The sequence below is a fragment of the Exiguobacterium sp. s129 genome, assembly GCF_018617585.1.
GTDB lineage: Bacteria > Bacillota > Bacilli > Exiguobacteriales > Exiguobacteriaceae > Exiguobacterium > Exiguobacterium aestuarii_A.
On record NZ_JACSKL010000001.1, the window covers coordinates 41,840 to 63,884 of the forward strand.

Sequence of the window (22,045 nt, forward strand, 5' to 3'; positions counted from 1 at the left end):
TTCTCTCCTTATCGAATGGCCGCCATAAACCGACGAACCGTTACTCCGTAATACACCGCATAGATGGCCGTATAGACACCCATCCATGCGAGAACAGGCACCGTGAAATTCATACTTAACAAGTTTGAAAAGGCGATGAGGGCGACCGTCGCATGCAAAATTCCGAGTGCGAACGGTGCGAGGAAAACGACGATGATCTGTTGACGCACCGTCCGTCGTACGTCCCGGTCGGATATCCCGATTTTTTGCAATATGGAGTACTTCGCCCGGTCATCCTCAGCTTCCGTCATCGTCTTGAAGTAGATGACGCTGCCTGTCGCGACGAGGAAGACGAGTCCGAGGAACGTTCCGACGAAGAGGAGGGCCCCGTTCATCGCCATCGTTTCTGCGTATACGTCCGGTGCGCTCGAGAACGATTCGAGCCCGAGATTCGCCAAACGTTCAGATTGAACTTGTTGATCTTTGAACGACTCCGTGAGGGCGACGTGATACGTCTCGCTCGGCTCCGTCATCGCTTGGAACACATCGTCTGAGACGACGAGGAACGTGCCACCGAACGTTATGACGTTGAGTGGTGAAGTTTCGGCACGTGTCGCGACTTCAAACGTCCCTGCTGAAAGTTCGACCGATTCGATCTCCTCCGAGTAACGCTCGTCATAGAACGGGTCAACCCACAACACCTCGTCCTCCGGAAACGATGCAGGTTCTTTCTGCCCGAGACCTTCGAGAAGGTGACGATAGGTCGACGCATCGATGACACCAAGCTCTCGCTCCCCATACTGTGCTTCCATCCGGATCGTCTTTTGTTCCACGCTTGATTCGAACGTCGCCCCTTTCACATCGACCGCCTCCCCTTTCCAAGCGTACGTGTACGGTGTATAGGATGCGACATTCTCTTCCGCGTAATAGTAGACACTGAAGATGGCACCACCGGCCGTAATCGCCGTCGCACTGATGATACTGATCAGTGTGAGCGTCTTGGCATTGCCACGGATGCGATAGAGCAGTTGTGACGTCGTCAACAAGTTGAGTCGTTTCCACGACCAGCGCTCATGTTGTTTGAGCCACGCCAACGCAAAAATCAACACGCTATGGAACAAGAGCGCCGAACCGATGACGCTCAATCCGATGATGAGTAGTGGCATCGCGAGCCCGAGCGTTCTCCAAAGCGACGACGTCATCAAGTCTTGAAGCGCGAGCCAATAGGCAACTCCGATTGTGAGGACACCCATCAGAGCGACCCATCCTCTCGCCGTCGGCACACCTTCTCCGCTCTTATCCGCATGAAACAGCTCGATCAACTTGAAGCGATAGATGACCCGATACCCTTGGAACGAAGTAAAGAGGAAAATGGCAAGAAACACGAGGAACGTCTCCAGGAGTGCCGACGCTGAGAAGGCAAACCCGATGTCGAGGTCGCTCTTCATGAGACGCATCAACAGTTGGAGAAGCGCGTTCGACCCGAAGAGCCCGAGAAGAATTCCGACAATCAATGACACCGCTCCGATGACGATGTTCTCAAATAAGAGCAACAGCCCGATTTGTTTCTTTCGGACCCCGAGTAGTGAGTAGAGCCCGACTTCCCGCTTTCGCCCTCTCAAGAAGAAGGCGTTCGAATAGGCGATGAAGAGCGCGACGAACAACATGAGGATGAACGTCGACGTACTCATCAGCCCACTGATTTTCTTCGATGTCTCCGCGAGCGCACTGATCTCATGGCTATGTTTGAGCGTCGCGAACGTGAAATAAATGACGATGGAGAAGATCGTCGTCCCGACGTAGAGCGCGTATCGCGACAAATTACGCGCGACGTTTTTCTTCGCGAGCTCAAATAGCGTCATCGACGGCACCGCCTTTCGCCAGCTCTTCGAGGATGGACTGATAGAACGCATCCCGTGACGCATTGCCACGAATCAGTTCCTTGTTCAAACGTCCATCCTGGATGTAGAGGACACGGCGACAGAAACTTGCTGCAAAGGCGTCATGCGTCACCATCATGATCGTCGTCTCGGCCTCGTTCAACCGTGCGAGCGTATCCAACAAATCTGTCGCTGACTTCGAGTCGAGCGCACCGGTCGGTTCATCGGCGAAGATGAGTTTCGGGTCCGAGATCAAGGCACGACAGACGGCCGTCCGTTGCTTCTGCCCACCTGAGATTTGATACGGGTACTGCTCGAGGATCCCTTCAAGCCCAAACCGCTTCGCCAACCGTTCGACTTTCTCTCGTGTCTCGTGAACAGGCGTCTTCGAGACGGCGAGTGGGAGCAACATGTTTTCCCGTACCGTCAACGAGTCGAGCAGGTTGTAGTCTTGGAAGATGAAGCCGAGATGGTCACGGCGGAAGTCGGCGAGGGCCTCCTCGTTCATCGACGCGATATCTTCCCCTTCCACGAGAATCTCACCGGACGTCGGTGTATCAATCGTCGCGAGGACGTTCAGTAGCGTCGATTTCCCGGCCCCGGACGGTCCCATGATTCCGACGAACTCACCGTGTTCGATGGTGAACGAGACGTCATCAAGCGCCTGAAACGTCGTATTTCCTTTCCCATATGTCTTTTGAATCGATTTCACTTGTAGTAATGTTTCCATGTTCAGCACCTCTTTCTGACTCTTACATTACGCCCCTTGCCTTAACTTCAACTCACGCGTACCTTACAAAATCCTTACGTGATATGCTTGATAAGAGGTGATGACGATGGAACAACCACGGATTCTCATCGTGGATGATGAACAAGATTTATGCACGTTGATGCAACGGGCACTCGAAAAGGAAGGAATTACGCAAATCCGGACCGCTCACACATTGAAGGACGGGTATGACGTCTTCGAGACGTTCCATCCGCATTTGGCGATTTTGGACGTCATGCTACCGGACGGGGAAGGTTATCAACTTTGCCAACAGATTCGGGCACACTCGAACATCCCCATCCTCTTCCTATCCGCTAAATCAGAAGAGGTCGACAAACTGCTCGGGCTCGCCATCGGGGGTGACGATTACATCACGAAGCCGTTCAGTCCGAAAGAAGTAGCCTTCCGCGTCAAAGCACAACTCAGACGGCTGTCGATGATGGAAACACCGATGGAAGAGACGACTGTCGGACCGTTCCTCATGAATGAAGATGAGACGGAAGTGTATATGAACGGCGAACGATTGGAATTGACGGCGAAAGAAGTCGGTCTCCTCGCCTGCTTTTTGCGAAACCCAAATCGGATTCTCAGCAAAGAGACCCTTTTTACACAAGTATGGGGCGAATCGTTTTTCGGTTCGGATAACACGGTCATGGTCCACATCCGACGTTTACGTGAAAAAATCGAGCCGAACCCGTCTGCCCCGACCTACATCAAGACGGTCAAAGGTCTCGGCTATCGGTTGACGGTGTAAGGAGCGATCATGATGAAATGGAAGCTGACCGGTCGCTATTTACTGTCGATTGTATTGATTGTCGCCATCGTCGTCTTTCTCAACATCACCATTCTGTTCGGACTTCTCGTCAATGACCGAACGGGTATCGATGATGTCGAAAGCAACTCAGGGGAGATGTTCACCCGTAACTTCAGCACGTACCTGTCACTCGAGGATGGAGAACCCGTCGTCTCAGCAGAAGGTCAGGAGGCGCTCGAGCAGTATGGGGCGTTCATCCGCTTTTTAGATGAGACGGGACGAGTCGTCAGTGAGATTGACGCACCGAGTGGTTTACCGGATGCCTATTCGCCGATTGAGCTGATTCAAATTTATAAATACATGGATGATGAGCTTCGCCTTTACTTCATCGGAGAGTTTGACGATTATAGCTACCTCATCGGTGTTCCGGACGCCAGCGAACGCCGGGCACTCTTTATGCTAGATGAACAAGCGATCCTCTCCTATATCGCAAAGGCGTTCCTTTGGATTCTTGTCGTCGATTTGCTCGTAGCCGCCTTAATCGGTCTTTTGTTTAGCTCCAGATTGACCCGCCCTGTCTATCGACTGACCGAGCGCATCCAACAACTGAAGCAACGTGATTTTTCGACATCCGAACCAAAACGTGTCGGGATTTATCGTCCTGTCTTCCATGACTTGAATGCGGTCTCCGAGACACTGACGACGTACGAACGACAACGCGAGGAACTCGATGAGCGACGGAAAGAATGGATGAGTAATGTGTCGCATGATTTGAAGACTCCACTCGCCTCGATTCAAGGATACGCCGAACTATTGGATGACGAATCGCTAGATGTAGCCGAGCGTAACCAATACGTACACGTGATCGAACGCCAGGCGAAATATATGAAAGAATTGCTCGATGACTTCAACTTGACGATGCGTCTGCAACACGGCGACTTCCCGCTCGCGCTAGAAGAGACCCGCCTCGAGCCGTTCGTTCGCGAACTCGTCATCGATGTGTTGAACGACCCCCGTTTCAGTGAGCGTCAGATTGAATTCGAGGCGACCACGGCAGCGACCGTTTCGATTGACCGTCACTTTATGAAACGTGCCCTGCTCAACTTCCTATATAACGCCCTTCTTCATAACGACGAATCGGTCATCGTGACGGTTCAGGTCCGTGATGATGTCGTAACAATCCAGGATGACGGAAGCGGGATTGCTGAAGCCGAATTGCCGTATATATTCGAACGCTATTACCGTGGAACGAACACGGACGATGCCCGTGGGAGCGGTCTAGGAATGGCCATTTCGCGTGATATCATCGAAGCGCACGGTGGGAAGGTCGAGGTCGAAAGTCATCAAGGACAAGGTACGACCATCCGAATTCTCTTCACCCCATAGCAAAAGGGACGCACTCAGGCGTCCCTTTTTTGTTTCATATAGTGATCAATCCATATCTCTAGTTCTTCGAGCGGCAGCGGCTTAGAGAAGTAATACCCTTGCATCTCATCGCAGCCGAGTTCGCGTAACGCATGCCATTGTTCAATCGTCTCGATCCCTTCACAGACGGTCTTCAAATTCAGTCCTCGCGCGAGGTCGACGATCGACTCGACGATGACGTTCCCGGTCGGATCGTTCTCGGTCACTTGGATGAACTGGCGATCAATTTTGATTTCATGAATCGGATAGTGCTTCAAGTAGACGAACGCTGAGAAGCCCGTCCCGAAGTCATCGATTGAAATCGAAAATCCTTCTTCACGGAACGCGACAAATCGGTCGATGACATGCTGTTGGTTTTCCATGCCGACACTCTCGGTAATTTCGAGCGTCAAATAGCTCGTACAGACACCCTCTTCCCGGGCAATTTGGGCGAATTTCTCGACGACTCCTTCAGACAAGAAGTGACGTGCTGATAAGTTGAGGGCAAGTGAATACCATTCTCCTCGATCATGCCATCGCTTGAGCTGACGACAGGCCGTCACGAACACCCACTCTTCTAAGTCAATGATGACTCCTGTCGATTCGGCGAGCGGGATGAAGTCGAGTGGAGGGACGAGACCTCGTTCGGGATGATTCCAGCGCATCAAACCTTCGAACCCTCTAAGCGCTCCAGTCGTCGCATCGATTTTCGGTTGGTAATACAACATAAACTCGTTTCCTGCGAGCCCACTTCGCAAATTCATTTCCAAGACCAGCCGGTTCGCCGCTTTCGTTCCCATTTCTTCTTCATAAAAGACAATCGCCGCCCGTTGAAGTACCCGTTCACTCGCGGCGATGCGTGCCCGATGAACCATCTCGAGCGTCGTGATGTCCTTTTGCTCGATGACGATGAACGCGCTCATCGTCAAGATGACTTCTAACTCATCGACAAGGAACGGATCGCGTACGAGAACTTCGCACAATTCATCCGCGACAGCATTCAGTTTGATTCGATCCCCATACGGTAACCAAATCGCAAATCCTGACTGCGACATACGACTCAGATTCGACTCGTCGACATAACGACGTAGGCGATTAGCCACTTCTCGGACAATCTCATCTGATTTTTCGATTCCGATCGCATCTTCGACCGAGCGAAAATCATCGACTTTCAAATAGACTAAGGCGCCCAGTTGTTGCGGTTGAAGCTGACGTTCCTCGTCCATCTTCTCGATGAAACCTGTATCTTTTAAAAGACCCGTCAATTCATCTATATAGGCTAGACGACGAATGTGTGTATCGACTGCCTGTCGATCGAGTCGGAAATAGAGAATTGAAATAAAATCCGTCAGTGTACTGACAATCAACTCTTCAAGGTATGTCCACTCCCGTAAGAAGAATGTCTCGCAACAAATCACACCTTTGGCGCGATTGTTCGCATAAATTGGGGCATCAAGCATTGAATGGATACGTTGTCCTTCTACAAAATACTCCGTGTATAGCCCCTTCACCCATGGATGGTTCCGAACATCTTCAAACGCAAGTACCCGATTTGTTTGAAGCGCATCAAAATATTCCGGGGCGAGTTCACGATGAACCGTCAGTCTTGGATAATGTGTCCCTGATTCGTGAGAATAGGCAACTTGGCATGAAATGGATTGATACGATGTGTCAAAATTCCAAATCGAGACCGTATCTACTGCCAACATATCGGCAACAATCTCACACATATATCGAATCGCCTCTTGCACCGTGTCTTCGGTCACAATCGGCATCCGGACGAGCTCGAACAGTTTCTCTTGATGTTTACGATATGTTCGGTTTGAAAAGTTCTTCTCGATCATCAGTCTGCTACCTCACCACATTTAATTTGACCTTATGATAGCATGAAACCTCTTATCTCACGTTTTCCAAAATTCAACAGAAAGTCAATGCTTCCTACTTTTTTGAATCAACTGAATAGGGATTTATTCCCACTTATAAATTATTGACCTACTTTATAAGAAAGAGATCCGAATTGACCATTTGTCCCATTGCTTGCACATTTCATCTCACCGTACAATGAAATTGTATTGTTTCACTTGTTGAATGTTTCGCTCTCATTTTTGAAAGGAAGTGACGCTATGAATCCAAAGTCAGGTCTCACCTATTCATTCGCGGCTCTCGCAGCGGTCAGCGTATTGGCGCATACAGATGAAGCCGCCGCCGCAAGCACACATACGGTGCGTTCCGGTGATACGTTGTGGTCCATTAGCCGATCCTACGACCTTTCCGTTTCGGCTTTAAAATCGTTGAACGGATTAACATCTGATGCGATCCGAGTCGGTCAAACCCTTCAAGTATCGGGTTCTGGGTCGACAGGCGGCTCGTCACTCTCAACGTCGAGCACGACGCGCATGGCGACGACCGATGCGTTAAATTTACGATCGGGCGCTGGGACGTCCCATCGGATCCTATTGACGATCCCAAAAGGAAAAGTCGTCACACCGATCCAAACGAACGGCTCATGGTCAAAAGTGAGCTACGGTGGTCAAACGGGGTGGGTGCATAACGGATATTTGAAAAAGACTTCAACGTCGACTTCCACAACACCCGTACCGACGACACCGCCTAGCGTGAAACCGAGTGCGACTACTGCGAAGACGACAGTCAACTTGAACCTCCGTGCTTCTAAGTCGACGAAAGCCAGTATCGTATTGACGATTCCAAAAGGGAAAGCCGTCACGGTGCTAAAACGTGAAGGTTCTTGGTCACAAGTCAAATATGGCTCACGCACAGGTTATGTCGCTCATACATATTTAACGACATCAGGATCCGCGACACCGTCTACACCTGTCACGACTACGCCAACTCCGAGCACACCTTCGGAAAATACGGTGAACCAGCAGTTTGTCACGACGGCGAACTTGAACGTACGCCAAGGCGCCGGCATCGGCTATGCACTCGTGACGACCATCCCAAACGGTACTGTCGTTCAAGCTACGAAACAGTCAGGTGACTGGTACTACGTCACGTATAACGGGAAAGCTGGGTATGTGAGTGCCGGATATTTGAAACAGACGACGACAACTCCAAGCAACCCAACCCCGAACGAAGGCGATGCCGGTGCTGGGAATGCAGAAGTCGATTATGTCGTCAACACGCCATCCTTGAACGTTCGATCGAGCGCATCGACGAATGCGACGATTATCGGGAGCGTCAAGGCCGGACAGACACTACGTGTCGTTCAAGCGTCAAACGGCTGGCTTCAAATCTACTATGGCAATACGGTCGGGTTTGTCGCTTCCGCTTACGTCAAGACGGTCTCAAAAGGCTCGACCGGCACCGAGGGACCGACGTGGGTAGAAGGTTCGTATGATGCGAATTCATACTATACGTATTACCCGACAGCGATTCGGGCACAGGCGAACGAGTCGAGCAGTACGGTCGGTTCGACACTACGCGGGGAATTGTTGAACGTCATCGGGGAAACGACGACCCACTACAAGCTCGCGTCAGGATTCGTCGCAAAATCAGCTGTCACCGAAATCAAGGGTCAGAACGCGCAGGCGACACGACTTGCTACGATTCAGGTGGCCAAGCAATACGTCGGCACCCCATATGTATGGGCCTCATCTAGTCCCGCAAATGGTGGTTTTGATTGTTCAGGTCTCATCTATTATGTATTCAATCAGTCAGGCGTCAGCATCCCACGCACAAACGTGGCCAACTACTGGGGTGGTGCTTACTTCGGTCCACAGTTACCGACGTCGTTCGTCCCGCAAGCTGGTGACCTCGTCTTCTTTGAGAACACGTACACCGCAGGACCTTCACACATGGGCATCATGATCAACGCCGATACATTCATTCATGCTGGTTCGTTCGGATTAGGCTACAACCAAATCAGTAAAGAACCGTATTGGCAATCACGCTTGATTGGTTACAAACGACCGTGACTTTGGTCACGCCATAAAACCCGACGAAAGTCGGGTTTTTCTTTCGTTTTGCAGGATTTTCATCCGATGAAACGGAATCGGAAGTATGATGAAGGAAAAAAGGAGGTGCCGGATGGGCCAACCCCGTTTTGCTAAAATTCCATACCGTACCTACACGATGGTACTGGCAATCGCTTGTCTCATCGGTGTCCTATTGTTCGGACTCGGGACGAGTTATTACTGGCATGAAAAACAAGAAGCCATTGACGAGACGATTATAAACTTGAATCAGGCAGCAAACCTGGCTGGCGTCGAAGCATATGTCACCTTGTTCGAGGCGGCAACACGATATGAGGATCAATCGAATCAAACGACATCATTTCTTTCTACCCCTTATAAAGAGCGAGCGCTTCAATATAATGAACGACTGCAGAAAGACTTTGAATCAGGTGTGGACGAACAAGAACGAGAGACGCTTCAGACATTTTCGAATGACTTGGCAGACATTCTTGATGCAGAGCAGTTCGAAGCGGTCCCGTCTGATGTCATCAGTTCAATCAATCGGCGTTGGCTCTATCAAGCGCTCGAACAAACCAATCAACCGAACGCCACGTATGAGCTGACGGATGCGATGATGCGGATGCAATCGATGCTCATGCGGAATGGTGATGCATTATATCGTGAACCGATTGATGAAGAACAACTGATGAGTACCGTTGACTTAATCGTCAATGAAGCGATCATCATCCAAAAAATTATCGACCAGAACGAGGCGTTACAAACAAAAGCCGTCATCGATGTCGCGGAAAGTGGTCAATCGTTTGCGAATATGGCCAGTCGTGAAGCATCACTTGAAGCCCGTTACGTCAATTCGACGAACGTCTACGAAGATACCTACGCTGCCCTTCGCTCGATTCGTTCCACGTCCGAGACGATGTTGCAAGAGGAAAGTAAACATTTTCAAATCCTTGCCACGGCATCCTTTGTCGTGACGCTCCTCTTATCGCTCGGACTGATTTTCCTGCTCTACTATACGCGTAAACGGTACAATCACGATTTGGCACATTTGAAAGCACGTGCGCTCGCCATTGACCCAAGCTTAGATCCGGTCGAAGCGACGTTCCCAAAAACACATGACTTCCGTGGCATCGAGGATGAATTACGTGAGATTGCGGTGAGCGTCCATTCGACCGTCCATGAGCTCGAAAATCGCTCACAAGAGCTCGTTCGCTATCACGAACGTTGGTCATCGCTCTTCTCCGAGACGGGTCTCGCCATCGCCTTGATGGACGACTCATATAATCTGATGGAACGAAACGAGATGTTCCGTCAATTTTTCGGTGACCGAAACTTATACGAAATCAATCAACTGTTCACCGAGACGGGGCGGCGCCTGTTCGAGCAAGCACTCGAAGGCGTGACCGACCAAGGAACGAGCGCCCAGTTCATCATTCATTTAAAAGGTGAACACACACGCTATTTGAACATCAAGTTGACCCCGCTCAAACGGGAAGAAAAACTGACGTACTATTTGATTGTCGAAGACGAGACCGACCGGGTCGAACGGGAGCGAAAAGTCGACCGACTCGTCCGCTTCGATTTGGCGACGAATCTCTATAACGAGTATGGCTTCATCAGAAAATGGGAGCGACAAGAGATTGACGGGGCGTTCGTCCTGATCCGATTACACGACTACCATCATCTCGTCGACTGGTACGACCCGGCGTATGCGGACCTACTCATGACGGAGTTCGCCCGCGCTGTCGAAACCCGTCTATCGAAATATGCGCACCATCTCTTCGGTCGATATCGGGATGATATGTTCATGTTGTACGTGAAAGGTTTCACTGCCGAGGATGAACATGAACTGCTGGAATTGTTCCCGAGCGAATTGACCGTCAATCACAAGCGACAAAACGTGCATATCCAACTCGGTGCGACCGAGACGAAACCGGCGTATAACGATTGCCTATTCGAGGCGATGAAAGCCTTACAGCACGCGAAAGAAACACGTACGCCACTCGTTTGGTATGACTCAGACATTTTAGCTCAAATGCAACTCGCCGCTTTGATTGAACAGGCACTTCCGGATGCGATTCGAAAAGGTGACTTGACGGTCGCCTATCAGCCGCAAGTCGAACTGAAAACCGGACGCGTCGTCGGTGCGGAAGTACTCGCCCGTTGGACACATCCTGAGATGGGAATTATTCCACCGAACGAATTCATCCGAATCGCCGAGCGGTCTGATCAAATCCTTTGGCTGTCGCACAACATCCTCGACCAGACGATTGAACAACTCGTCGCTTGGCAAGGGACTTCGTTCGAAGACATCTCTCTCTCGTTCAACTTGTCGGCCCACTCCGTCGACCCATCAATCGTCACGAAACTTCGTGATTCGATTGAGAAATATCCATGGTTACCGGACCGTCTGAAAATCGAGTTGACCGAGTCATCGGATATCATGTCGTATGCGAGCGAGCTCGAACGGTTAGAAGATATCGCCGACCTCGGGTATTGTCTCTCGATTGATGACTTTGGGACCGGATATGCTTCATTCGAAGCGATTTGGCACTTACCGATTCAAGAAGTGAAAATCGACCGGATGTATGTGAGCGGGAAAGCGAAAGAGAGCACGTCGTTCTTACGCGCCGTCTCACGCTTTGCGAACGAGCAACAGTTGACCGCTCTTGCTGAAGGAATCGAGACCGAGAGCGACCTGTCCCGTATGATTCGGGAAGGAGTCGAACTCGGGCAAGGTTATTACTTCTCACCCGCACTCGATGCGGCTTCATTTGAATCATGGGTTAACACGAAGGGACACTCCAATTGAGTGTCCCTTTTCTTCAGCGAGAACGAATGTCCTCATATAATTGCCTCGTCGCTTCTGCCGAGGACTGATTCAAATAAATCGGTTCTTCCGACCAATCGAGTCGAATGACCGGCTCGACATCACGGTCGATAAAGAGGAGAACGTCCTCCCCTGCTTTCGTCCGAAAATGTCCCGTCAGGCGTGATCCCGATTCCGCCCCACTCGTCCGTCTCGCGATTTCGGGTAACGTCGTCCACGTCACATCATCAAGTTCATCGAACGGAATCTCACGGCTGTAGCTCCCTTCAATGACGATCGTCGAATCTGTCACGGTCACCTCGGTCGGTTGACTGAACCAAAACATGAGCGCCGGCACTCCAACGAGTAAGACGACGGAGACAATGACAATCGGAATGAGACGTTTTTTACCACCCGGTCTCAAGCGTCCCGATTCGTCATAAATATTGCCGTCATACTTTTGCATACGCCAAAGCATGGCTACGATGAAGACCATCATCACGATAAAGAATGGAGCGAGCGGAATGTCCAATTCAAATCCTTCGATGAGCGCGATGAGGAGAAAGATGGCGCCAATCCCGTAACACATCCACGCGACGAGACGTGCCACTTTCTGAACGTTCACCCGCTCCTTCTTCTCCTTAGACATCGTATTGTAGCCCGAAATCAAATCGTGCCATCCGAGACGGTCCACTGCAAAACCGAGTGCGATGACGATGATCGCGGCCAATACAAGAATCCACATGTGCCTCACCTCCTCTTCTTTACTTTACGTCATCCGTCACGAAAAAGATTCATCCCACACAAAAACAGGACCGCTGAATGGAGCGGTCCCAAAGAAAATTCAGTTTGATGTCGGGGTGTTGGACGGTCGTTGCATCCGCCCGATGCCTTCATACGCGACGTCACCTGGGTCACGTGCGAACTTCCACGCATTCCGCGCATCAATCAACCGACGTTGACGCATGCCCGAGAAAGCTTCCGGTGCCAAGTTCACAAGCTCCTCCCACTCGGTGACGAGAATCGCATAATCTGCATCTTTCAACGCTTCTTCTACAGACGCTGCTTGTGGATATTCCCATGTTGCGATTGGGTCATAGCCGATGACTTCGACATCTCGGGCGACCATATGGTGTGCGAGTAGAATCGACGGGGCATCTCGCATATCATCCGTTCCTGGTTTAAATGCCAAGCCGAGAATGGCGACACGCATCTTAGGTTCTAGATGAAGTTTCGACAATACGTACGGCGCTTGTGTTTCGTTCACTTTCGCTGCCGCCTTGATGACGCAAAGATTGACGTTGTTTTCTTTTGCGACATGAAGAAGCGCATCCATATCTTTCGGGAAACAAGAGCCCCCATATCCGATTCCAGCGTTGAGGAACGAACGCCCAATCCGTGGATCGAGCCCCATCCCGTCCGCAATCGTCGTGATGTCAGCCCCTGCCTCATCGGCTAGACGAGACAAGTCGTTCATGAAGCTGATTTTTGTCGCCAAAAAGGCGTTCGAAGCATATTTGATGAGCTCGGCATTGATTGGCGTCGTGCAGATGAGCGGAACACCAAGTCGGCCATAAATCCCCGCCAACTCTTCGCAAACCTCAAGGTCCTCACATCCGATGACGACACGATGTGGTTTCATGACATCCGCAAGGGCACGCCCTTCTTGTAAAAACTCAGGTACGATCGCAAACGTATGAGAAGGATACATGATCTTCAACAAATCCGTCGTGCCAGGTGGGACCGAGCTACGAATGACGATTTTATGCTTCGTCTTCAATTCGGAAAGAGCCGTCTCGATATAAAAAAGGTCGCAACTTCCATCGGGCTTGCTCGGTGTGCCGACCGCGAGAACCAAATAGTCGACGTGCTCCGCATCCGCGATTTCGTCGGTCAACGTGATTTGATCGGCGTGTTCTTGTAACACGTCCGCCATGCCCGGTTCGTGGAATGGAGGGTGACCACTCTTCAGGAGACCTAACTTCCCTTGGTGCGTCTCGACCCCGATGACTTCATGACCGGCTTTGGCCAATCCGCATAGTGTTGCCAATCCAACATATCCTAAGCCTATTATTCCAAATTTCACATCAGTTCCTCCTTCAATCATCTTTCCTAAGCGTACTCAAATATGCTCGCGAAGTGAAGCTTCTAACACTCTCTCAATGTTCTTTGCTATAATGAGTCAAAATGATGGGTGAAAGGACAAACCACATGGGCTTAATCGCTTTCTTTTTGGTAACATTATTGATTTATTTTTGGCTTCCAGTCCGGGGGGGACTGAAAACCTTTTTACTCGTATTGATCATGGTGAGTGGTTGGCTCTCCATCTTTGAACTCGTTTCAATCTTAGAAGCTCGGCCATGGGTATTCGCTCCAATCCTGATTGTCATTGCGTCAGTGATTTGGAAAGTGCAACGCGACCGAAAACAGCAAATGAAGAAAAGTGTTTGACCTCGGTCGGATGCTTTTTCTTTTTGCACTATTCGAGAAAGCTTGTGAATTTCCTGCATGCATGCAAAAATCCCCGTGTGATTGACGGGGATTTAGCTCAAGTCTCATACAATCAAAGATGATTCATGCTGTCACTCTTTTTTGGGGGATAGCTGTCTCTGCAACACGATCCGCTCCATCAAAAGTACTCCGTCCGTTTGATCGATTTCGGTGAATCCGTGTCGAGTATAAAAGGTAATCGCCTTTGTGTTCGTCGGTTCGACGTGTAAACGAATTCGATCTTTCCCGGCAAGTGCTGACTCGATGAGTAATCCTTCAAATAATTCATGTCCGCTTCCAGCCGGCGCTTCAGGCAATACACAAATATGGCTGATGAATACGATATCTGTATCCATGTATGCAGAGAGTAATCCGACGATGTGATTGTCCTGCCATATCTCAAATGAAGTTGCCCGATCGTGCAGTTTCATCGAATATGCTTGTAAATCGACCCGATCCGATAAATTCGTCGGAAACAATTGATCACAAGCCTCGAAGTGAGTCATATAGTCGGAAACTGTTCCAAAGTTACGTTTCATCATCATCCCTCCAAGACGGCTAAACCAAATCCACGTCGACCAAACTCATTCCCGTTATAAAGAAGATAATGGCGACCTTTCATTTCAAATACGTGCGGATAGCATTCCATATCCGCGTCCCAACCGCTATCGCTTCTCTCGAATCCTAACGCTGCATCGTCCCTTGTCCATTCAACTAGATTATCGGAATACGCATAGCCGAGCCGGTATCCACGCAACGGGTCAGTCCGAAATCCGAACGTGTCTCGGAAGCAAAAGATCATATGATAACGTCCATCCCACTCAAACACAGTCGGAAGTGCCTGACTCTCATCTTGAATCGTGTCTGGGATGATTCTCCCCCGCCGGTTGAACGTCTGCCCATCCTCTGACGTGGCCAAAGCAATCTTATATGTTCGCTCCGATACCCCGTCCGCACCTTCCTTCCATGTCGTTCCGTAAATGTAGAACATATACTGTTGTTCACGTGTGACGACAAATGGATCACCGACGAGAAAAGGTTCATCGACACTTGCCGACAGCACGGGTCCGTCCCCGAGTCGCTCGAACGTCAATCCATCATCATAACTGATCGACAATCCAATTCCCGTCTCGACCGATACGGAGTCACGGCGGCTCCAACCACTCGTATAGCCATACAGCCCATTCAGTGTCCGGGTGACATGAAACGGAAAAATTCCATGCTCATCGAAAGTACCTAACTTCCCAAGTGGGATGACTTGATCTGTAGACACACGAATCAATTCGAAATCATGGGACATATCGATATAACGGATATGACTCTTGAACTGTTCACCATCTGGCTCACGAGTAGAAAAGTAGATTCGGACAAATTCATCGAAGACGAGCGCCTGCGGGGATTGGGCGAACGCTGAGTAATCTCCGAAGAATCCGTATTCTGTCGGATCGAAGAGATGTCCAAGCTTCTTCCACTTCATCTCGTCTCCTCCTTCCGCTCAGCGATCCCGAAACCTTCCCTTCCTACTTCATTACCTAGATAAAGCAAATATCGTTTCCCGTTTAACATGAACGTATGTGGATAGGCGACCATCTCATCATCAAACCCTGATTCAGAACGTGTGAACTGCATGACCGAGTCGTCCCGTGTCCAGTCCATCAAGTCCGGGGACGATGCATAGCCAATCCGATACGTCCGTTCAGGGTTTTTCCGGTAGTCTGTCGCATCACGATAACAGAAAAACATGTGATAAAGACCATCCTCATAAAACACATCCGGACTTGCCTGCGCCTCGTTCGGGAGCACACTCTCAATCAAGTCTCGCCCGGCTTTCACCCAATTTACCCCATCTGCTGACGTCGCAAGACGAATCTTATAGACCGGTTCAGGACGTTCCCCATCCAAAATCCATTCTCGTCCGGCAATATAGAACAGATACCACGTGTCATTGAAACGACGAATCTTCGGACCACTCAAAATGAACGGTTCGTCTAGCGTGTAAGATAGAATCGGTCCCGGACCAACGCGCTCGAACGTGCGTCCGCCATCGCTGCTGACTGCTTTTCCAATGTTCACATTGAACGGGACGGATACAGTGCGCGTCCACCCCCCGTAATAGGCGTGAACTTCATCCCCCACGTCAATCACCGAGAAGGGATAGACACCAAACTCATCGAATGTGCCGCGTTCCCCAAGTTCGAGTACGGGGCGCTCACTCACCCGAAGAATTGAAAAATCATCCTTTGAGACATCCACATAACCGCTATAACTGACATAACGACCATCAACTGGCTTCGGTCGACAACTGAAATAGATCCGTAAGTAGGTATCACGTTCGAGAACACACGGTCCTTGTGCGAACGCGTCCATCCAATCGAGCGATGCATCCCTTTGAGGACTGAAGAAAAGACGTCGATTGATCCATTCAAATGAGGTGTTCAACGTTTCCATCCTCTTCTTCCTTTCCGTGTTTGACTTGGATAGTAGCGTTCAAATGAGCGTATACGCATTCAGCAAATCGCGCATCTTCGACTTTGAATTGAACATCATGACATCGATCATCGACAAATCAGGGACGAACGGATGTGTGAATTGCGGATATTCGATTCGGTCCATCTTTATAAAATCCAGCGGGATGCCTGATTTTGCAAACATGTCTTTTTCGTACAGTGCTTGCCCTCCAATGGCATTGATATAATGGTCCGTATTTAAAGATCGACAAATTTCGATGACTAGCTCCTCACGTTTCAACGATTTATCATAATCGAGTGAGGAGGCGACTAGTAATTCAGTATCCAGTTCCAGATAGTTGCGTATTTCGGTCAATAACTTCTCGAGATAGACGGCAACATTCGGTTCCTCGTCATTCATGATTCGCTCAATCATCGGCATGACCTCTCCATAATAAGGGGCATGCTTATACGCATGACTGAGTAAGCGTATTTGATAATGTTCATGCACCAAATCAATGATGCGATTGTGTTCACAAATTTTTTTATGTTGCGTCATGTGATCGATTTTCATATGAATTTGCTTCATTCCGCCTTCTAGTAAGATGCGGTTACGTTGAATCCAGCCTCTCTTCACAAATTGGACGTTATCGAGAATGACAAATGTATCCACTGCATTCATCAATTGAAAGTATCCGAGATAAGGAAAGTAGTAAGGCTGCATGATGCCTAGCTTCAACTTCGTCATCCCCTTTTGTTCGATTAACTCAACCGTAAGGAACGCATGCGAATCAACCATTCTGTTAATACAGGGTGCCGTAACATCATATAAGGGCGCAGTCGCTCTCTTCCTGTAAAGCGTTCCAAGTATTGATCATAGCGGGATGCCTTCAGCGCTTTGTAATCACGTTTGAGACGATGCAGTGAAACTTCGAAGGAGAGACGAGAAATTTCGATTTCTGGATGAAACTTTTTATCCGTGTATGAATCAAACGCATCTAGGAATCGAATGAACTTCTCTGTTCTCTCAATATCAATTGCGCGATTGGTCTTGCTCCACATCGTTGTGACCGATCCGACAACACCGTAACGATACACACTCATCACTTCCGGCATATAGTAGGCGTATCCTTGACTGGCAACGTGGAGTTTGATAGCTCCGTCAATCGCCGGCGTGTCCCCGACCCAGTCTAATAAGCGATCGGTATGCCCATTCCGATACAGCATGGACATCGTCGGAATAAAACCGAGTAATTGTAACTCTCCGGCGTTATATGTCCGAGGCTCACTCGACGCATATTTCTTGTTCTCAGGCATCCATGGAATCACACGCCATTCGGGATGCAGCGTGCCGTTCGTTTCCACATATGCATCATGAAAACAAAGCGTACAGTCGGGATGGGCTTCCATATAATCGACCTGTTTTTGTAACTTCTTTGGATCCGTCCAATAGTCATCCCCGTCACAAAGTGCGATATATTTCCCACAAGCCCTTTCGTCATTTAACAAATTGACATACACACCTTTGGAGAATTGGTTTTCTTGTTGATAGATTACCCGAATTTTGTCAGGATATTTCGCTTCGTAACTTCGAACGATCTCCGCTGTCCGATCGGTTGAGGCATCTTCATGAATCAGAATTTCCACTTCGAAATCCGTTTCCTGCATCAAGAATCCTTCAATCGTTTTGGCGATGTAAGGTTCATGGTTGTATGTGATGCAATTGACGCTTACCATCACCATGTCAGCTTCCTCCTTTTTCATACTTTACGGTAGCGATATTTGTTAACATGTTATTTTGTTGCATCGTCTGATCTCCCATGAATTCCTCCATCGTTGCCGTTTTTTCAGGGGTAATGCCGTCACGAATCAATACTTTGTACACCGTTCGGGCGATAATCCACCAGTCATGCCGAAACGTCACATGGTCTACATAGTAGACATCGAGTTCGAACCGATCTTCCCACGATAATAAATTGCGTCCACTCACTTGTGCGAGACCTGTCAATCCAGGGCTCACCTCATGTCGCCGTTTCTGACGCTCATTATAGCGTGGCAAATATTCGACAAGAAGCGGACGTGGACCGACAATCGCGATGTCCCCTTTTATAATATTGATGAGGCTAGGTAACTCATCGATACTGAGAGAACGAAGGGTCAGACCGAATGGCGTGAAACGCATTTCATCTGGGAGCAACGCACCGTTCTCATCCCGTTCATTTGTCATCGTCCGAAACTTGATCATCTCGAAGACGACTCCGTCTTTCCCTGGACGTTGTTGCTTGAAGAAAATAGGACTACCTAGTTTGAGTCGAATCATCAGACCGACAATCAACATGACGGGACTCAACACCAAAAGAGCGAGTGACGCCAAGATGACGTCTTGTGGTCGTTTAATGTACTGTTCATACATGTTGAATCGTCCTTTCTCATAAGGAAGAGTACATGGAGTCATAATAACTGCGATATTCACCCGAAACGATTCGTTCCACCCATTCTGGATGTGTACGATACCAGTCAATCGTCTCTTCAATCCCTTGTTCAAAACGATAGCGTGGTGTCCAACCGAGCTCGTCACGCATTTTCGAAGCATCAATCGCATAGCGCCGGTCATGCCCCGGGCGATCGGTCACGAATTGAATCATGTCTTCTGATTGATCGAACGCTTTTAAAATGGTACGAACGAGGTCCAAGTTCGTCTTTTCATTATGACCTCCAATGTTATAGACTTCCCCGAATCGTCCATGTTGTCGAACAAGGTCGATGGCCTCGCAATGGTCCGCTACGTGTAACCAGTCACGAACATGTCCACCATCTCCGTAAACGGGGAGCAACTTGCCCGTCATGCAGTTGTGAACCATGAGTGGAATCAATTTTTCTGGGAACTGATAAGGCCCATAGTTATTGCTGCATCGTGTCGTTTTAACAGGAAGTCCATACGTTTCGTGGTATGAACGGACAAGAAGGTCTGAACTTGCTTTTGAGGCTGAGTATGGACTATTCGGTGCAATCGGTGAGTCTTCTGTAAAGTAGCCGGTTTCCCCGAGCGACCCATACACTTCATCTGTCGAGACATGGACAAAGCAGACGCCTTCCCGATATTCTCGGCTATATTTGTCATCCGGGAAACGTTTCCAATGACGTTTCGCCACATCGAGCAGTACTTGTGTGCCGAGGATGTTTGTAGATAAAAACAATTCTGGTTCAAGGATGCTTCGGTCGACATGCGATTCAGCTGCGAAGTGAACGACTTCATCCACTTCGAACAACGTGAATAGTTCATCGATGGCCGCGCGATCTCGGATGTCCACTTTTCGGAAAACATACAATGAATCGTTCTCAAACTCTTTGATGTTTTCGAGATTGCCCGCATACGTCAAGACATCGACATTAAGAATGCGGGACGTTGGATGTTTCGCCCGAAAGTGTTTTATGAAATTTGAACCGATGAACCCGGCTCCGCCAGTCACTAGGATCGTATGCATGCGTCTGTTCCCCTTCCTCTGCGAGTGAGATTAAATATTGACCATAGTCGGTCATCTTGAGGGTCAAGCCGATATCTTGCAACTGTTCACGCGTAATGAAGCCACGTCGCCAGGCAATCTCTTCAAGACAGGCGATGTAATACCCTTGTCGTTCTTGTACCGTTTGAACGAAGATCGAGGCTTTGATCATTCCTTCCGGTGTTCCCGTATCAAGCCATGCCATGCCGCGACCAAACAAGACAACGTTCAATTCCCCACGCTCTAAATACATATTGTTGATCGACGTGATCTCAAGCTCTCCTCGAGGAGACGGTTTGACCTGTTTCGCAAATGTGACGACTTGATTGTCATAGAAATATAGTCCAGGAACCGCATAATTGGATTTAGGGACGCTTGGCTTTTCTTCGATGGAGACGACGCGGCGGTCTTCATCAAACTCGACGACACCAAAGGCACGAGGGTCTTTGACCGGATAACCGAACACTGTCGCTCCCGTCGTTTTGGCTTGTGCATTTCTTAAGAATCGGGTCAAGTCAGGCCCATAGAAGACATTGTCCCCTAAGATGAGGCAAACCGAATCATCTCCGATAAAGTCCTCCCCTAAGATAAACGCATCTGCCAATCCGACCGGCTTCGTTTGAACTTTGTACGTGATTTCAATCCCAAGTTGATGTCCGTCACCGAAGAGTCGTTCATACCCTCCGATGTCTTGTGGTGTGGAGATGATCAACACTTCACGGATACCTGCTAACATCAACACCGACATCGGATAGTAGATGAGCGGTTTGTCGTAAATCGGCAACAGTTGCTTAGATACGGCTTTCGTCATCGGATAGAGGCGTGTTCCATTCCCGCCCGCTAGTATGATCCCTTTCATGGTGTCATCATCCCTTCTCTCAAAATGTCACAAATGCGTGTGACGTCGGTCGGTGTCAAATCAGGATAGAGTGGCAACGTAAGGACGCGATCGGCGATTTGTTGAGCGATCGGTGTCCGTCGGCTCGCAAATCGATTTTCCATCCAGTCATAGTCCGTGACGAGGGGATAAAAATACTTTCTCGTCAAGACACCTTTTGCCGCCAGCACCTCTTCCATCTCGTCTCGGCGGTTAACCGCATCCGTGAACACGATTGGATAGTACGAATGGTTTGGATGGACGCCTGGCTGAAGTTCGAGGACGCGAATGCCCGGAATTCCTTTCAATGAGGCATCGTATTGTTCCCGAATTTGCTTCCGCTTCGCCATCATTTCATCGATATGGCGTAGATTACATAACCCCATCGCCGCCTGAAATTCATTCATCTTCGCATTTCCACCTGGTTCTTTGACCGATTCAGGACCGGTAATGCCAAAGTTTTTTAGTCGTTCGAAGCGTTTTTTAAGTTCTGGGTCATTGAATGTGAGTGCTCCGCCTTCAATCGTATGGAACACTTTCGTCGCATGAAAACTGAACATCGACACATCCCCGAACGTTCCGATTCCGCGTCCGTTCACCGTGACACCAAACGTATGGGCCGCATCATAAATCACCTTCAAGTGATGTTTTTTCGCAATCGCCTCAATGGCTTCGACATCACAAACATTTCCATATACGTGCACGGGTAGAATGGCGGATGTTTTCGAGGTGATCAACCGCTCGATTTTTGAAGCATCCAGCGTATAGTTGTCTGCCCGAATGTCTCCAAAGACCGGTGTCAATCCTTTTCGGACCAACGCGTGTGTCGTCGAGGCGAACGTAAACGGTGTCGTGATGACTTCTCCTGTCAACTCGAGCGCCTCAATCGCCGTCTCTAATGCCAAGTGACCGTTCGTGAAAAGTGCTACCTGTTCGACATTCAAATAGTCTTTCAATGCTTGTTCGAGTTGTTGATGCTTCGTCCCACTGTTCGTCAGCCATTTAGATTCCCATAACGACCGAATCTCTTCCACATATTCTTCAAATGGAGGGAGTGCCGACTGAATGACCGGAATGACGGGGTCACGTGATGGTAACGGTGGTGTACTTGATTGAATATCAACGATGTGTAACATATACTCCCTCCTCATTCGGTCGGTGATTACCGACAAGTGCGTGAAATTCTACGTTTGAATGATTC

Annotated in this window: 19 protein-coding genes; 5 read left to right on the plus strand and 14 right to left on the minus strand. The window is 49.2% G+C overall.

Annotated features, from left to right (window positions below; all coding sequences use genetic code 11):
• Positions 1 to 8: 8 nt before the first annotated feature.
• Complete coding sequence (locus tag KNO92_RS00235; RefSeq protein ID WP_214694134.1) at positions 9 to 1,841, minus strand: ABC transporter permease; 1,833 nt, start codon at positions 1,839 to 1,841, stop codon at positions 9 to 11.
• Positions 1,828 to 2,589: an ABC transporter ATP-binding protein gene (locus KNO92_RS00240; RefSeq protein WP_214694136.1), complete on the minus strand. Its 762-nt coding sequence runs from the start codon at positions 2,587 to 2,589 to the stop codon at positions 1,828 to 1,830. The genes KNO92_RS00235 and KNO92_RS00240 overlap by 14 nt, the downstream gene beginning before the upstream one ends.
• A 106-nt stretch (positions 2,590 to 2,695) precedes the next feature.
• On the opposite strand from KNO92_RS00240, the gene KNO92_RS00245 reads away from it, so the two are divergent.
• A complete protein-coding gene (locus KNO92_RS00245; protein WP_214694138.1) occupies positions 2,696 to 3,382 on the plus strand; it encodes a response regulator transcription factor in 687 nt (228 codons plus the stop codon).
• Positions 3,383 to 3,394: 12 nt separating this feature from the next.
• Positions 3,395 to 4,768 (plus strand): sensor histidine kinase, encoded by a 1,374-nt coding sequence (locus KNO92_RS00250; RefSeq protein ID WP_353047378.1) that lies wholly within the window; start codon positions 3,395 to 3,397, stop codon positions 4,766 to 4,768.
• A 14-nt stretch (positions 4,769 to 4,782) separates the two neighbouring features.
• On the opposite strand, the gene KNO92_RS00255 is transcribed toward KNO92_RS00250, so the two are convergent.
• On the minus strand, positions 4,783 to 6,630 hold the full coding sequence (locus KNO92_RS00255) for a sensor domain-containing phosphodiesterase (protein ID WP_214694142.1): 1,848 nt from the start codon (positions 6,628 to 6,630) through the stop codon (positions 4,783 to 4,785).
• A 279-nt stretch (positions 6,631 to 6,909) separates the two neighbouring features.
• Between KNO92_RS00255 and KNO92_RS00260 the strand changes: the two genes are divergently transcribed.
• Complete coding sequence (locus KNO92_RS00260) at positions 6,910 to 8,721, plus strand: C40 family peptidase (RefSeq protein WP_214759633.1); 1,812 nt, start codon at positions 6,910 to 6,912, stop codon at positions 8,719 to 8,721.
• A 112-nt stretch (positions 8,722 to 8,833) separates the two neighbouring features.
• A complete protein-coding gene (locus tag KNO92_RS00265) occupies positions 8,834 to 11,530 on the plus strand; it encodes an EAL domain-containing protein (protein WP_214759634.1) in 2,697 nt (898 codons plus the stop codon).
• A 13-nt stretch (positions 11,531 to 11,543) separates the two neighbouring features.
• Here the strand turns inward: KNO92_RS00265 and KNO92_RS00270 are convergent, their stop codons facing one another.
• Together KNO92_RS00270 and KNO92_RS00275 are read right to left on the minus strand one after the other, a co-directional pair.
• Positions 11,544 to 12,272: a DUF3784 domain-containing protein gene (locus tag KNO92_RS00270; RefSeq protein WP_214759635.1), complete on the minus strand. Its 729-nt coding sequence runs from the start codon at positions 12,270 to 12,272 to the stop codon at positions 11,544 to 11,546.
• A gap of 99 nt (positions 12,273 to 12,371) precedes the next feature.
• Positions 12,372 to 13,613 (minus strand): UDP-glucose dehydrogenase family protein, encoded by a 1,242-nt coding sequence (locus tag KNO92_RS00275; RefSeq protein WP_214759636.1) that lies wholly within the window; start codon positions 13,611 to 13,613, stop codon positions 12,372 to 12,374.
• Positions 13,614 to 13,717: 104 nt separating this feature from the next.
• Here KNO92_RS00275 and KNO92_RS00280 point away from each other — a divergent pair, with 104 nt between their 5' ends.
• A complete protein-coding gene (locus tag KNO92_RS00280; protein WP_214694152.1) occupies positions 13,718 to 13,978 on the plus strand; it encodes a hypothetical protein in 261 nt (86 codons plus the stop codon).
• Positions 13,979 to 14,109: 131 nt separating this feature from the next.
• On the opposite strand, the gene KNO92_RS00285 is transcribed toward KNO92_RS00280, so the two are convergent.
• From KNO92_RS00285 to KNO92_RS00325, 9 genes are read right to left on the minus strand one after another with little or no spacing between them, the layout of a single operon-like run.
• Positions 14,110 to 14,556, minus strand: a complete 447-nt coding sequence (locus KNO92_RS00285) for a GNAT family N-acetyltransferase (RefSeq protein WP_214694154.1) — start codon at positions 14,554 to 14,556, stop codon at positions 14,110 to 14,112.
• A 2-nt stretch (positions 14,557 to 14,558) separates the two neighbouring features.
• The gene (locus KNO92_RS00290; protein ID WP_214694155.1) at positions 14,559 to 15,494 is read right to left on the minus strand and encodes a glycoside hydrolase family protein; all 936 of its coding nucleotides are present in this window, start codon (positions 15,492 to 15,494) and stop codon (positions 14,559 to 14,561) included.
• On the minus strand, positions 15,491 to 16,465 hold the full coding sequence (locus KNO92_RS00295; RefSeq protein ID WP_214759637.1) for a glycoside hydrolase family protein: 975 nt from the start codon (positions 16,463 to 16,465) through the stop codon (positions 15,491 to 15,493). Before KNO92_RS00295 ends, KNO92_RS00290 begins: the two co-directional genes overlap by 4 nt.
• 39 nt (positions 16,466 to 16,504) lie before the next feature.
• A complete protein-coding gene (locus tag KNO92_RS00300; protein ID WP_251126944.1) occupies positions 16,505 to 17,203 on the minus strand; it encodes a WbqC family protein in 699 nt (232 codons plus the stop codon).
• A gap of 23 nt (positions 17,204 to 17,226) precedes the next feature.
• Positions 17,227 to 18,207: a glycosyltransferase gene (locus KNO92_RS00305; RefSeq protein WP_214759639.1), complete on the minus strand. Its 981-nt coding sequence runs from the start codon at positions 18,205 to 18,207 to the stop codon at positions 17,227 to 17,229.
• Between the two features lies 1 nt (position 18,208).
• Positions 18,209 to 18,877, minus strand: a complete 669-nt coding sequence (locus KNO92_RS00310) for a sugar transferase (protein ID WP_214694161.1) — start codon at positions 18,875 to 18,877, stop codon at positions 18,209 to 18,211.
• A 16-nt stretch (positions 18,878 to 18,893) separates the two neighbouring features.
• Complete coding sequence (rfbB, locus tag KNO92_RS00315; protein WP_214759641.1) at positions 18,894 to 19,949, minus strand: dTDP-glucose 4,6-dehydratase; 1,056 nt, start codon at positions 19,947 to 19,949, stop codon at positions 18,894 to 18,896.
• Positions 19,855 to 20,826 (minus strand): glucose-1-phosphate thymidylyltransferase RfbA, encoded by a 972-nt coding sequence (gene rfbA, locus KNO92_RS00320; RefSeq protein WP_214694165.1) that lies wholly within the window; start codon positions 20,824 to 20,826, stop codon positions 19,855 to 19,857. The genes rfbB and rfbA overlap by 95 nt, the downstream gene beginning before the upstream one ends.
• A complete protein-coding gene (locus tag KNO92_RS00325; RefSeq protein WP_214759642.1) occupies positions 20,823 to 21,980 on the minus strand; it encodes a DegT/DnrJ/EryC1/StrS family aminotransferase in 1,158 nt (385 codons plus the stop codon). Before KNO92_RS00325 ends, rfbA begins: the two co-directional genes overlap by 4 nt.
• Positions 21,981 to 22,045 lie beyond the last annotated feature (65 nt).